This is a genomic window from Phytohabitans houttuyneae, assembly GCF_011764425.1.
Classification (GTDB): domain Bacteria; phylum Actinomycetota; class Actinomycetes; order Mycobacteriales; family Micromonosporaceae; genus Phytohabitans; species Phytohabitans houttuyneae.
Map to the genome: position 1 here is coordinate 2,326,066 of NZ_BLPF01000001.1, position 13,356 is coordinate 2,339,421.

The 13,356-nt window shown below is 72.8% G+C and carries 12 protein-coding genes and 2 pseudogenes; 6 read left to right on the top strand and 8 right to left on the bottom strand.

Annotated features, from left to right (window positions below; genetic code table 11):
• Positions 1 to 6: 6 nt before the first annotated feature.
• The 8 genes and pseudogenes from Phou_RS10195 to rimP all read right to left on the bottom strand — a co-directional run bounded on the left by Phou_RS10195 (position 7) and on the right by rimP (position 7,955).
• Entirely contained in the window at positions 7 to 429 is a 423-nt protein-coding gene (locus Phou_RS10195; RefSeq protein ID WP_173055635.1) for a hypothetical protein, read from the bottom strand.
• Positions 430 to 852: 423 nt separating this feature from the next.
• Entirely contained in the window at positions 853 to 1,905 is a 1,053-nt protein-coding gene (locus tag Phou_RS10200; RefSeq protein ID WP_173055637.1) for a DHH family phosphoesterase, read from the bottom strand.
• A complete protein-coding gene (rbfA, locus tag Phou_RS10205) occupies positions 1,902 to 2,387 on the bottom strand; it encodes a 30S ribosome-binding factor RbfA (protein ID WP_173055639.1) in 486 nt (161 codons plus the stop codon). Before rbfA ends, Phou_RS10200 begins: the two co-directional genes overlap by 4 nt.
• A gap of 95 nt (positions 2,388 to 2,482) precedes the next feature.
• Positions 2,483 to 2,776, bottom strand: a complete 294-nt coding sequence (locus tag Phou_RS10210; RefSeq protein WP_173055641.1) for a DUF503 domain-containing protein — start codon at positions 2,774 to 2,776, stop codon at positions 2,483 to 2,485.
• Between the two features lie 75 nt (positions 2,777 to 2,851).
• A complete protein-coding gene (gene infB / locus Phou_RS10215) occupies positions 2,852 to 5,881 on the bottom strand; it encodes a translation initiation factor IF-2 (protein ID WP_173055643.1) in 3,030 nt (1,009 codons plus the stop codon).
• 106 nt (positions 5,882 to 5,987) lie between these two features.
• Positions 5,988 to 6,287: a YlxR family protein gene (locus Phou_RS10220; protein WP_371872100.1), complete on the bottom strand. Its 300-nt coding sequence runs from the start codon at positions 6,285 to 6,287 to the stop codon at positions 5,988 to 5,990.
• Positions 6,288 to 6,322: 35 nt separating this feature from the next.
• Positions 6,323 to 7,356 (bottom strand): annotated as a pseudogene (gene nusA, locus Phou_RS10225) (transcription termination factor NusA).
• On the bottom strand, positions 7,353 to 7,955 hold the full coding sequence (gene rimP, locus Phou_RS10230; protein WP_173055647.1) for a ribosome maturation factor RimP: 603 nt from the start codon (positions 7,953 to 7,955) through the stop codon (positions 7,353 to 7,355). The pseudogene nusA and the gene rimP overlap by 4 nt, the downstream one beginning before the upstream one ends.
• A 235-nt stretch (positions 7,956 to 8,190) precedes the next feature.
• Between rimP and Phou_RS10235 the strand changes: the two genes are divergently transcribed.
• The 6 genes and pseudogenes from Phou_RS10235 to Phou_RS10260 all read left to right on the top strand — a co-directional run bounded on the left by Phou_RS10235 (position 8,191) and on the right by Phou_RS10260 (position 13,207).
• Positions 8,191 to 8,694 (top strand): hypothetical protein, encoded by a 504-nt coding sequence (locus tag Phou_RS10235; RefSeq protein ID WP_173055649.1) that lies wholly within the window; start codon positions 8,191 to 8,193, stop codon positions 8,692 to 8,694.
• Positions 8,691 to 9,116: a ferritin-like domain-containing protein gene (locus Phou_RS10240; protein WP_173055651.1), complete on the top strand. Its 426-nt coding sequence runs from the start codon at positions 8,691 to 8,693 to the stop codon at positions 9,114 to 9,116. Before Phou_RS10235 ends, Phou_RS10240 begins: the two co-directional genes overlap by 4 nt.
• Before the next feature lie 48 nt (positions 9,117 to 9,164).
• A pseudogene (locus Phou_RS10245) lies at positions 9,165 to 9,760 on the top strand (PadR family transcriptional regulator).
• Positions 9,757 to 10,470 (top strand): ABC transporter ATP-binding protein, encoded by a 714-nt coding sequence (locus Phou_RS10250; RefSeq protein WP_173055653.1) that lies wholly within the window; start codon positions 9,757 to 9,759, stop codon positions 10,468 to 10,470. Before Phou_RS10245 ends, Phou_RS10250 begins: the two are co-directional and overlap by 4 nt.
• Positions 10,467 to 11,486: a hypothetical protein gene (locus tag Phou_RS10255; protein ID WP_173055655.1), complete on the top strand. Its 1,020-nt coding sequence runs from the start codon at positions 10,467 to 10,469 to the stop codon at positions 11,484 to 11,486. Before Phou_RS10250 ends, Phou_RS10255 begins: the two co-directional genes overlap by 4 nt.
• The gene (locus Phou_RS10260; protein ID WP_173055657.1) at positions 11,432 to 13,207 is read left to right on the top strand and encodes an FtsX-like permease family protein; all 1,776 of its coding nucleotides are present in this window, start codon (positions 11,432 to 11,434) and stop codon (positions 13,205 to 13,207) included. The genes Phou_RS10255 and Phou_RS10260 overlap by 55 nt, the downstream gene beginning before the upstream one ends.
• The last annotated feature ends 149 nt before the right edge of the window (positions 13,208 to 13,356 follow it).

Genomic DNA, 13,356 nt, shown 5'->3' on the forward strand with positions numbered 1-13,356 from the left:
CAACGTCTAGTGGTGCTTACCTCGGACGAGCGAGCGCGGCTCACCGTGTGCGGCGATGTCGGCGCGCGTGGTCTCGATGAGCTCGCGGGACAGGCGCCAGCCGGCGACCTGCTCGGCGAACCGGACGCCCGACGTGCGGGCGACGACAGTCCAGGGCATGCCGAATCCCACGCGCAACAAGGTGACGATCGGCAGCAGCAGGAGCAGGATGAGCCACTCGGCCACGAAGACGGCGGCCACGAGGATGACCGGCAGGATGACCACCAGAACGGCGACGCCGATGGCGATCAGCAGCCCGATGGGCTCGTCACCGGTGATACCGGGCACGTCAGGGAAGCTGCTCTTGCCCATGTCACGGCCGCGGGGCCGCCAGGGCAACCAGCGCCGGCCGACCCACCACCGCCGGCCGTCAGGGCCTTCGATCCGCATGCCCTCGAATGGTGCCAAGGGCATTCAAGCGGGGTGACTGTCTACTGGCGCGTGTCCATGGAGGTCTGCAGGGCGCGGCGGGCCTGCTCGCGCTCGTCTTCGGTGCTCTGCGGCTTGGGCTTGGAAGCCATGGGAAAGGGTCCTTCCAGGGCGTGTGCGGCACGCGACTGCGCGCGCCCACACGTGCGGGCGGTCGTGCGGTGCGCCGAGACAGCCCTCCGGGATCGCCGGAACGGCAGTGGCGCGAGCCCGGGTCGGTCTGACCCTGGAGGCAAACACCGGTCGTGCGCGGCGATGGTTGAAACGGCACGCGCGAGCCGGTACGCAACGTCAACCAAGTTAGCGTTAAGTCAGATGAACGCGCGCTAGGTTCCCGGGATACGGACGGGTAGCAGCAGGAAACGCTGAGTTGCCGGAGCAGGCTCACAGCTCCGCGCGGATGGCCCCGATCACGTCCTCCACCGAACCCCGTCCGGTGAAGCCCGCCGCCAGCCGGTGCCCACCGCCGCCCAGCGCCACCGCCACCCGGCTCACGTCGACAGCGCCCTTGCTGCGCATCGAGACCGCCCACTCGGCCGGGCCGACCTGCTTGATCACACAGCTCACGTCGGCCTCGGCGGCGCACCGTACGGAGTCGATGAGCGCCTCCAGCACGTACGCCTTCTGGCCGTGGCGAGCAAGGTCGTCCAGCGTCGCGTACGTCCACACGAGCCCCACCCCGCCGGCCGCGTCGGGCTCGAGCTGGGCGCGCTGCAGCACGTCGCCGTAGAGCCGCACCGCGCCGAACGGCCGGGTGTCGAAGATCCGCCGGGAGATGTCGCCGGGGCTGATGCCGGTCGCGAGCAGCCGCGCCGCCATCTCGTGTACCGCCGGGGTGGTCATGTCGAAGCGGAACGAGCCGGTGTCGGTGGCCAGCGCCACGTACAGGCACTGGGCGATCTCCGCGTCGAGCGGCACCTCCAGGCGGCTGAGCAGTCCTTCCGCCACCACCGAGGTGGCCGCGGCACCCGGGTCGACCAGGTGGATGCCACCGAACCGGGTGTTGGACGCGTGGTGGTCGAGCACCACCGCCGTGCCCGCCGTCTGGAGCCGGTCGACGAGCGCGCCGAGCCGCGAGGCGCTGGCCGCGTCGAAGCAGATGAACAGGTCGGGCGCCGGGTGCGCCGCGTCGGCCGGCACCAGCAGGTCGAGGCCGGGCAGCCAGCGGAACGGCTCGGGCACCTCGGGCGGCCCGCCGTAGCCACCGGTGGGGGATCCCTGGGTCGCGCCCGGGAACGTCGCCTGCAGCTGGGTGATCCCCAGCCGCCGCAACCCCAGCGCCGTGCCGAGCATGCTGCCCAGCGCGTCGCCGTCCGGGTTGACGTGGCAGACCAGCAGCACCGTGCCGCCCGCGGGCACGCCGTGCACGGCGGCCACGGCCGCGGCCCAGTCAGCGGCGGTCGGCTCGGCGGCCGCCACTTCCACCACGGAGGTCACGGTCGGTCCCGCGGATCGTCCGCGGCCTCGTCCGGCTCGTCGGCCTCGTCTGCCTCGTCCTCATCGGACTCTTCCTTGTACGGGTTGGACTCCCCCGCGTACTCCGCGCCGGCCGCGATCCGCTGCACCTCGGCGTCCGCCGTGCGCGCCTGGGCGAGCAGGTCGTCGATGTGCTTGGCGTGGTCCTGCACGTCGTCGTGGATGAACGTGAGGGTCGGCGAGTGGCGCAGCCCCATCGCCTTGCCCACCGTGCTGCGCACGAGGCCCTTGGCGCTGTCGAGGGCGGCCGCCGTGCCCGCCTGCGCGGCGGCGTCACCGAGCACGGTGTAGAAGACCGTGGCGTCGCGCAGGTCAGCGGTGATCCGGGCATCGGTGATGGTGATCATGCCGAGGCGAGGATCCTTGATCTGGGTGCGCACCACCGACGCCACCAGCTCCCGCACCCGCTCCGCGTGCCGGCGTACCTTGGCCGGGTCCGTCATCTCGCCACCTCCGGAAGCTCCATTTGCGCGCACCCGGCCTGGCGGCCGGAGACACCCGCCAACCCCTGCACATTACCCGTGTGAGCAGCTCAAAATCAGTCCTCGTCGCCGTGTAGCCGGCGCCTCACGGACAGCAGTTCGATCTCCGGGCGCCCGGCGATGAGCCGCTCGCAGGAGTCGAGCACCTCGCTCACGTGGCCGGCGTCGGCGGCGACCGCGGCCACCCCGATCTCCGCCCGCCCGTGCCGGTCGAGCGCGCCCACCTCGGCCGCGGAGACCTCGAACTTGCGCAGCGCGGCGACGATCGGCCGCACGTAGGAGCGCTTGGCCTTCAACGAACGTGAGTCCCCCGGCAGGAGCACGTCAAACACAGCGGTTCCGGTATACACGCGCAGAGAACTTACTGGGCGGACGCGAAGCGCCCCGCCGGCGGGTGCCGGCGGGGCGCCTGTCACACGTTCGCGTTACGAACGCGTCTTCTCGCGCATCTCGAACGTCTCGATGATGTCGTCGACCTGGATGTTGTTGTAGCCCTGCAGCGTCAGACCACACTCGAAGCCCTCGCGGACCTCGGTCGCGTCGTCCTTGAACCGCTTGAGCGAGCTGATCGTGACGTTGTCCGCCACCACGGCCCCGTCGCGGATGAGCCGCGCCTTGGCGTTGCGCCGCAGCAGGCCCGACCGGACGATACAACCCGCGATGTTGCCGACCTTGGACGAGCGGAAGACCTCGCGGACCTCCGCCGTGCCGAGCTCGACCTCTTCGTACTCGGGCTTGAGCAGGCCCTTGAGCGCCGCCTCGATCTCCTCGATGGCCTGGTAGATGACCGTGTAGTACCGGATCTCCACGCCCTCGCGGTCGGCGATCTCACGGACCTTGTTGGAGGCCCGCACGTTGAAGCCGATGATCGTCGCGGCCTCGGACGAGGCACTGGCGAGCATGACGTTGCTCTCGGTGATCGCGCCGACGCCCCGGTCGAGGATCTTGAGCTGAACCTCTTCGGGGATGTCGAGCTTGAACAGCGCATCCTCCAGGGCCTCCACCGAACCGGAGACGTCGCCCTTGAGGATGAGGTTGAGCGTGGTCTTCTCGCCCTCCTTGATCTGCTCCATGAGGTTTTCGAGCGTGACCCGGCCACGGGAGTTGGCGAAGCTCGCCGCCCGCCGCCGTGCCTGGCGCTGCTCAGCGATCTGGCGCACGGTGCGGTCGTCGGTCGCGGCCAGGAACGTGTCACCCGCGCCCGGCACGGCCGTGAGGCCGAGCACCAGCACCGGACGGGACGGACCCGCCTCGGTGACCGCCTTGCCGTTTTCGTCGAGCATGGCGCGGACGCGGCCGTGCGCCCCACCGGCGACGATCGAGTCGCCGGCGCGGAGCGTGCCCTTCTGCACCAGCACCGTGGCCACCGCACCCCGGCCCTTGTCGAGGTGCGCCTCGATGGCAACACCCTGGGCGGGCCCGTCGATCGGAGCGGTGAGCTCCAGCGACGCGTCGGCGGTCAGCAGCACGGCCTCGAGCAGCTCGTCGATGCCGATGCCGGGCTTGGCCGCGACGTTGACGAACATCGTGTCGCCGCCGTACTCCTCGGCCACCAGCCCGTACTCGGTGAGCTGCTGGCGCACCTTGTCCGGGTTGGCCTCCGGCTTGTCGACCTTGTTGACCGCGACCACGATCGGGACCTCGGCCGCCTTGGCGTGGTTGAGCGCCTCGATCGTCTGCGGCATGACGCCGTCGTCGGCCGCGACCACCAGGATGACGATGTCGGTCACCTGGGCACCACGGGCACGCATGGCGGTGAACGCCTCGTGACCCGGGGTGTCGATGAAGGTGATCGCCCGCTCGTTGCCGTCGTGCTCGACCATGACCTGGTAGGCACCGATGTGCTGGGTGATGCCGCCGGCCTCGCCCTCGATCACGTTGGTCTTGCGGATCGCGTCGAGCAGCTTCGTCTTACCGTGGTCGACGTGACCCATGACGGTCACGACCGGCGGCCGGCTGACCAGCCGGTCCTCGTCGACAGCCGCGTCGAGGTCGATGTTGAACTGCGCGAGCAGCTCGCGGTCCTCGTCTTCGGGGCTGACGATCTGCACGTCGAAGCCGAGGTGCTCACCGAGCAGCAACAGCGTGTCGTCGGAGACCGACTGCGTCGCCGTCACCATCTCGCCCAGGTTGAACATCTCCTGGACCAGCGAACCCGGGTTGGCGTTGATCTTGTCGGCGAAGTCGGAGAGCGACGCGCCGCGCGAGAGCCGGACGACCTGACCCTGACCGCGCGGAGCACCAGAGCTCATCTGCGGCGCGGACAGGTTGTCGAACTCTTGACGACGCTGCTTCTTCGACTTCCGACCGCGGGTCGGCTTGCCGCCGGGACGCCCGAAGGCACCCGCCGCACCGCCGCCGCGACCGCGACCGCCGCCACCGGGGCGACCGGCACCGCCGGCACCGGCCGGCGCACCGCCACCGCGGAAGCCACCGCCGCCGCCACCGGGGGCGCCGCCGCCACCGCGGAAGCCGCCACCGCCGCCACCGCCACCGGGACCGCCACCGCTACGGAAGCCGCCACCGCCGCCACCGCCGCCGGGACCGCCACCGCTACGGAAGCCGCCGCCACCGCCACCGCCACGGCCGCCACCACCGGGACCGCCGGGACCACGACCGCCGCCACCGGGACCGCCGGGGCCGCTGGGACGACCGGGCCGCTGCGTCGGCATGGACGCGGGGCTCGGACGCGGCGGCATCGAGGCCGGGCTGGGACGGGGTGGCATCGAGGCCGGGTTGGGACGGGGGCCACCGCTGCCGCTGGCCGCGGGGCGCTGACCGCTGGGCGTGATGCCGAACGGGTTGTTGCCACCGCTGCGCGGCGGGCGCGGGCCGGGACGGCCAGCACCACCCGGGCTCGGCGCCGACGAAGGCGCGGGCCGACCGGCAGCCGGGGAGCCGGGCCGCGGTGGCACCGCACCCGGACCGGGCTTGGGCCGGGTCGCACCGTCGGCCGGGGGCTCCCGGCGCGCGGTGTCACGCTGCTTGGCCGCCTGCTGGGCAGCCTTGACCGCCGCCTCCTGGTCGCGCTTGAGCCGCGCCGCACGCTCCTCGGCCGCGGCGACCTCGATGTCGTGGGCGCTCGCGGGCTTGGCGACGGGGGCGGGCTGGGGCGGATTGGGGGCGGGGCTCTTGGGTCGGGCCGCGGGCCCGGGTGCCGGCGCCGGTGTAGACCGGCGGGGCGGTGCCGGACGTGCCGAGACCTTCTGGGGCGCCGGGGCCGGGGCGGCGGGGGCCGCCGACGAAGCAGCCGGAGCCGACGGGGCGGCCGGAGCCGACGACGGGGCTTGCGATTGTGCGACGAACGCACCGCGCAGCCGCCGGGCGACCGGCGCCTCCACAGTGCTCGACGCGGACTTGACGAACTCGCCCATTTCTTTCAGCTTGGCGAGCACGGTCTTGCTTTCGACCCCGAGCTCTTTCGCAAGCTCGTGTACGCGGGCCTTGCCTGCCACTGCACTCCTCACTCCGAGGTCGTGCGGGCGGCACCCGCGCGACCTCACTCCTGCACTTGAAGCCTGGTCATTTCAGCGACTTCATCGTGTGCTCATGTCGGTCGTCCTACCTTGCTCTTTGCGACCCCCGACCGGTCTGATGACCGGTCGTAGTGGCTACCGCACGGATGTGCTCGGCCAGCGAACCGCTGTCCAGGACACCGGTGACTCGCAACGCACGCCCGAAAGCGCGACGCCGCTCCGCCAGCGCGAAGCAAGCCGGATCAGGATGCAGGTGAGCTCCCCGACCCGGCAGTCTACGGCCCGGATCCGCCATGAGGCTGTGGCCAGCCTCACTGGGAACCGCGACAACCCGCAGCAAATCGGTGGCCAGTGTCCGCTGCCGGCAACCCACGCAGGTGCGCACCGGCCGCGCACGCCGTACCAACAGAGAGTCTACCCCTACGCCTCGGCGACCGCGCCGCCCGGCTCGGTCGCATGATCGCCCCCGGCGGGGCGCGCCGGCTCGTTGTCGGGGCGGATGTCGATCCGCCAGCCGGTGAGGCGCGCTGCCAGCCGGGCGTTCTGTCCTTCCCGGCCGATCGCGAGGGAGAGCTGGAAGTCCGGCACGGTCACCCGGGCGGTGCGCGTAGCGGCGTCGATGACCTCCACACGCAGCGCCTTCGCGGGCGAGAGCGCGTTGCCGACGAAGTGCGCGGGGTCTTCCGACCAGTCAATGATGTCGATCTTTTCGCCGTGCAGCTCGCTCATCACCGCCCGGACCCGCTGGCCCATCGGGCCGATGCAGGCGCCCTTGGCGTTGACACCGGACGCGGCCGAGCGCACGGCGATCTTGGTGCGGTGACCCGCCTCGCGGGCAATCGCGGCGATCTCCACCGTGCCGTCGGCGATCTCCGGCACCTCCAGCGCGAAGAGCTTCTTCACGAGGTTGGGGTGCGACCGGGACAGCGTGATCTGCGGGCCGCGGAAGCCCTTGGCCACGTGCACGACCACGCAGCGGATCCGCTGGCCGTGCGCGTAGATCTCACCGGGCACCTGCTCGGAGTGCGGCAGTACCGCCTCCAGCTTGCCCAGGTCGACGGTGACGATGCCCTTCTCCGAGCGGGCCTCGTGCGCCTGGACCACACCGGTCACCAGGTCGCCGTCGCGCCCGACGTACTCACCGAAGTGCACCTCGTCCGTGGCCTCGCGCAGCCGCTGCAGGATGACCTGCTTGGCGGTCATCGCGGCGATGCGGCCGAAGTCGTGGGGGTGTCGTCCCACTCGCGCACCACGGTGCCGTCCGAGTCCAGCTCCTGCGCGTACACGAGCGCGGCGCCGGTCTTCCGGTCGATCTCCACCCGCGCGTGCGCCTCGGCACCCTCCGTGTGGCGGTACGCGGTCAGCAGCGCGGTCTCGATCGCCGCGAGGATCGTGTCGAACGGGATCTCCCGCTCCCGCTCGAGGGCGCGCAGCGCCGCGAGGTCGATGTTCACCTCTCCTCGTCCTCCTCGTCGATCTCGTCGTCCTCATCCGCACCCTCGACCTCGCCCCAGTGGGTGAACTCCAGCTGCACCCGGCCGGGCCCGAGGTCGGCGTGGGCCACCTCCTGGACGGTGCCGTCGACGTCGAGCGTTACGCCCTCGTCGCCGGCGGACTTGATCCGCGCGGTGACCTGACGGCCGGCCGCGCTCACCTTGACAAGCCGCCCCACGTTGCGCCGCCAATGGCGGGGCAGGGTCAGCGGGCGGTCCACGCCGCGCGAGCTGATCTCCAGCTCGTACTCGCCGGGCAGCAGGTCTCCCTCGGCCTCCTCGGCCGCGTCGAGCGCCGCCGAGATGGCCCGCGAGACGTCGGCGATGTCGTCGAGGCTGACGCCCCGATCGCCGTCGATCGTCACCCGGACCACGTGCCGGCGCCCGGCCCGGGAGACCGCCAGGTCCTCCAGGTCGTAACCGGCGCCGGCCACCACCGGCCGCACCACGGCGTCGACCCGTTCCTTGGACACCCGCGGCTGCGGGCTCCGCTCCCCCGCCGGCGGGCGGCGGCGGCCGTCGGGGCTCCGGGGTGGAGTGGTGCGACCACGCTGAGTCATCAGGCGCACCTCTCTCCGTCACTCGGGCCACCCGGTCAGACCCTTTCGGGCCTGGTTAGGCGGCCATGCCTCCTTGCCACCGGACCAAAGAGCGTCCGGTGGCTGCGCAGAGCGTAACGCGCCGGAGCGCTTTGGGGACCGCCGCCGCACCGACCTTCCACCCCCGGTCACCCACCGCGGGGGTTTCCGGGAGTGGGGTAACCGGCCGCTGGCGGGCGTACGGCAGACTTTGGCCGTGCGGAGCAGGCTTGAAGATCTACAGCCGTCCCGCCGCGGAGTGCTGGCCGCGGCGGTGGGGGCCGTCGCGCTGTACCCGATCTCGGGGTGCGGCCTCTTCGGCGACGAAGAGGACAAGGCGCAACCCCCGGCACCGGACCCGCTCGCTCCGCTGCTCGCCGAGGCGCTGTCCCTCGCCGGCCAGCACGAGGCCGCGATAGCCGCGTTTCCGGTGCTCGCCGGCCGGCTGGCGCCGGTCGCCGAGGCACACCGGGAGCACGCGGCCGCGCTGTTCAAGGTGATCAAGGCGCCGCGGCCAACCCCGTCCACCTCCCCGGACGCCTCCGCCAGCCCTTCGGCACCGGCCGGCGACGCGAAGAGCACGCTCGCCGCGCTGCGCAGCGCCGAGCAGAAGGGTCAGAAGTCGGCAGCGCAGGCCTGCCAGTCCGCGCCCGCCGACCGGGCCGCCCTGCTCGGCTCGATCGCGGCGGCCCGCGCGACACACCTGGAGGTGGTCCGATGAGCTCCGAGGCACTGGCCACCGCGCTCGACGCCGAGCACGCCGCGATCTTCGCGTACGGGCCGATCGGAGTCCGCCTCGACACCGCGTCGGCCGCCGACGCCCGGCAGGCCGAGGCCACGCACCGCGCCCGCCGGGACGCGCTGGTGCTGCGGCTGACCGCGCTCGGGACGACACCACCGCCCGCGGCACCGAGCTACACGCTGCCGTACCCGGTCACCGACCGGGCCGCCGCGCTCAAGCTGGCCACCGAGATCGAGGAGCGCACCGCCGCGGTGTGGCGGGCGGCCCTGCCGGAGACCACCGAGGACGACCGGGCCAGCGCCCTCGCCGCGCTCACCGACTGCGCGGTCCGGGCCACCCGCTGGCGGCGCCGCGCCGGGATCAGCCCGGCGACGGTCCCCTTCCCCGGCCGGGTGACCTGACCTCGGGGGTCTTGCCCACTCCATACCGAGTATGCATACTCGGTAGCCATGTCCATCCGTCACGGTCTCCTGGCGCTGCTCGAGCGCGGCCCTATGTACGGCTACCAGCTCCGCGCCGCTTTCGAAGAGTCGACCGGCACCACGTGGCCGCTGAACATCGGGCAGGTCTACACGACCCTGTCCCGGCTGGAACGGGACGGCCTGGTGCGCCCGCTGCCGGAAAACGACGGGGGCAGCGGCCGTACGAGATCACCGATCCGGGCCGGACCGAGCTGGCGCAGTGGTTCGCCACGCCGATCAGCCGTACCGACCGGCCACGTGACGAGCTGGCGATCAAGCTCGCGCTGGCGCTCACCACGCCCGGCGTCGACGTACGCGCGGTGGTGCAGACCCAGCGGACCGCCACGATGCGGGCGCTGCAGGAGTACACCCGCCTCAAGACCCGCGACAGCGACGCCGCCGACCTGCCGTGGCGGCTCGTGCTCGACGCGATGATCTTCCAGGCCGAGGCGGAGATCCGGTGGCTGGACCACTGCGAGGCGAGCCTCATGCGCTATCCGCCACCAGCGCCGAAGCCACCATCCACCAAGCCCTCCCCGGCCGACCGGCTCGATCCCGACCACAGCGAGGTGACATCGTCATGATCCTCGAACTGCGCGACGTGCACCGCACCCACGGCAGCGGCGCGGCGGCGGTACACGCGCTGCGCGGCGTCACGCTCGGCCTGCGCCCCGGCGAGCTGATGGCCGTCATGGGCCCCTCCGGCTCCGGCAAGTCCACGCTGCTCAACCTCGCCGGCGGCCTCGACCGCCCCACCGAGGGCGGCGTGTACGTCGAGGGCAAGCTCCTCGGCGAGCTCTCCAAGCGGCAGCTTGCCGCGCTGCGCCGCCGCTCGGTCGGCTACGTCTTCCAGGACCTCAACCTGCTGCCCAGCCTCACCGCCGCGGAAAACGTCGCGCTGCCGCTGGAGCTGGACGGGATGAGCGTGCGCAAGTCCCGCCGCCTCGCCGCGGCCGCCCTGGACGAGGTGGGCCTCGGCGACCTCGGCCCCCGCTTCCCCGACGACATGTCCGGCGGCCAGCAGCAGCGGGTGGCGATCGCCCGCGCGCTTGTCGGCGACCGCCGCCTCGTACTGGCCGACGAGCCCACCGGCGCGCTCGACTCGCAGACCGGCGAGGCCGTGCTGCGGCTGCTGCGGGCGCGGGTCGACGCGGGCGCCGCCGGCGTGCTGGTGACACACGAGGCGCGGCACGCCGGCTGGGCCGACCGGGTGGTCTTCCTGCGCGACGGCGTCGTCGTGGACACCTCCGGTCCGCTCGCCCAGCCCGAGGAGCTGCTGGAGCCGGTTCCGTGAACTCCTGGCTGACCGCGCTGCGCATCGCGCGGCGCGAAGCGCGCCGGGCCAAGGGCCGCTCGGCGCTGGTGATCGCGATGATCGCGCTGCCGGTGCTGGCGCTGACGTTCGCCGCGGCGTCGTACGACATGTTCAAGCTGCGACCGGGCGAGCGGGCGGACCGCGAGATGGGCACCGCCGACGCCCGGCTGCTGTGGGAGTACGACGGCGCCGTCGCGCAGGACCCGCGCGGCGACGGATGGAGCGCCGAAGGTGACCCGCACCAGACGGCCCGTACCGAGCAGGAGATCCTGGCCGCGCTGCCCGCCGGCAGCCGGATCATCCGCTCGCTGGAGAGCTACACCGAGCTGCGCACCGCCAGCGGCATCGGCACCCTCAACTCCCGCGGGATCGACGTGCGCGACCCGCTCGCCGCCGGCCTCGTCGACCTCCTCGACGGCCGGGCACCGGCGAACGCCGGCGAGGTCGCCATCAACGCGGCAGCCGCCGACCGGCTCGGCGCGGGCATCGGCGACACGATCCAGAGCGCCGACCGCGCGAAGTCCTGGACGGTCACCGGGCTTGTCGAGCTTCCCGCCTCCCTGTCGGAAAACGTCGTCTTCCTCCCCGACGCCATACCCGGCGGCGGCGCCATGTCCTCGGGCAGCGGCACCGGCTGGCTCTGGGACGCACCCGGCCCGGTCAGCTGGGGCGAGGTCAAGCAGCTCAACGCGCGGGGCATGGTCGTCTTCTCCCGCGACGTGTTCCTGCATCCGCCGCCGGCCTCGGAGACGCCCGAGATGTTCCGCTCCTCGGGTGTGGACGCCGAGGCGATCGGGATCGGCGGCCTTGTCGCCGGCCTGGCGATCCTGGAGATCGTGCTGCTGGCCGGGCCGGCCTTCGCGGTGGGCGCGCGCCGCCGCCGGCGCGACCTCGGCCTTGTCGCCGCCAATGGGGTACCCCGGCACACCTGCGCCGCATCGTGCTCGCCGACGGCATCGTGCTGGGCACGCTCGGCGCCGCCGCGGGCCTGGTGATCGGCGTGGTGGCCGCGTTCCTCAGCCGCCCGCTGGTCGAGCTGTACCTGGTCAACTACCGGGCCGGCGGCTACCGCGTGTTTCCGCTCGCGCTCGCCGGCATCGCCGCGCTGGCCGTCGGCACCGGGCTGCTCGCCGCGATCGTGCCAGCGTTCACCGCGGCCCGCGGCGACGTCGTCGCGGCCCTGACCGGGCGGCGCGGCAGCATCCGCTCGCGCAAGCGCTGGCTGGTCGCCGGCCTCGCGCTGGCCGGGATCGGCGCGACCGCGACGTTCATCGGCGCCCGCGGCACGGACATCAACCTCGTGCTGGCCGGCCTCATCGTCGGCGAGATCGGCCTGGTGCTCTGCACGCCGGCCCTGGTGGGGCTCTTGGCGCGGTTCGGCCGGATCCTGCCGCTGGCGCCGCGCATCGCGCTGCGCGACACCGCCCGCAACCGGGCGGCCTCGGCGCCGGCCATCGCCGCGGTGATGGCGGCCGTGGCGGGCAGCGTCGCGCTCGGTGTGGTGCTCACCGCCGACCAGGAGCGCAACGACGCCAACTACCTGGCCGGCCTGCCCACCGGAAACGCGCTCATTCAGGTCCAGTACGGCCATCCCTCGGCGGAACCGGGAACGCCGCAGCGGGTGCCGGACATGGATCGCATGGCGAGCCTCGTCCGCAACACGTTCCCCGTCGTGTCCACGGTCCCGATCAACGAGATCGCCTGCCCCGCCGGCACACCGGATGAGGTCTACTGTGGACTCAACCCGCGCATGCCCCCGGAGCGGGTGTGCCCGTACGCCGAGATGGCCGGCTCGCTCAGCGCCGCCGACCAGCGCAAGGCCCGCCAGGACCCGCGCTGCGCGCAGACCTCCGGCTGGTCCAGCGTCGGGTACGGCGCGTCGGTCGCCACGCCGGACGCGCTGCCTGGGCTGACCGGCGCGACCGGCGACGACCTGGCCAAGGCCCGCGAGACCCTGGCCGCGGGCGGAGTGGTGGTCAGCGACCCGCGCCTGATCGTCAACGGCAAGATCACCCTGGAGATCTACGACGCGCGGCAGGGGGACGGCACCACCACGCCGCAGGAGCGCGACAAGATCCCCACCCTCGTGGTACCCGCGCACGTGGTCACCACCGGCCTGCCGGCGCACGGCGCGGTGATCTTCTCCAGCGGCGCGGTCGCCGCGGCCAAGTTCGTCGAGCGCCCGGCCGGCCTCGTGGTCTCCAACAGCCGGACGCCCACCCGGGCCGAGGAGGACCGGCTCACAGCCGTGCTGCGTGAGCTGGACCAGGCGCTGTACGTGTCGGTGGAGCGCGGCCCGTACCGCAACTCCGACCCGACGCTGCTGATCCTCGCCGCGGCGGCCGGGGTGATCACGCTCGGCGCGGCCGGCATCGCCACCGGCCTGGCCGCCGCCGACGGCCGCTCCGACCTGGCCACGCTCGCGGCGGTCGGCGCGAGTCCGGGGGTACGGCGCAGGCTGTCGCTGAGCCAGTCGGGGGTGATCGCCGGGCTCGGTACGGTGCTGGGGGTGGCCGCCGGGCTCGGCGTCTCCGCCGCCGTGCTCTACGCCTACAACCAGGCCGGTGCCGACCGGTGGCCGGTCGAGCCGTCGTACCCGGTGGATGTGCCGTGGAGCAGCCTCGCGGTCGTCGGCGTGGTGCCGCTCGTGGCGATGCTCGGCGCCGGCCTGCTCACCCGCTCCCGGCTGCCGATCGAGGCCCGGCGCGCCACCTGACCCGGTAGCTCCCGGACTCGTGCCACAGATACGTCCGGCGGGCCCACCCGGGCCCGCCGGCCGGCACGATCGTCCGTATGAAGCGATGGGCCGGACCAACCAGGTGAACTTAGCGCTACCAAACGAACACGGTGATGACGGAGAATGAT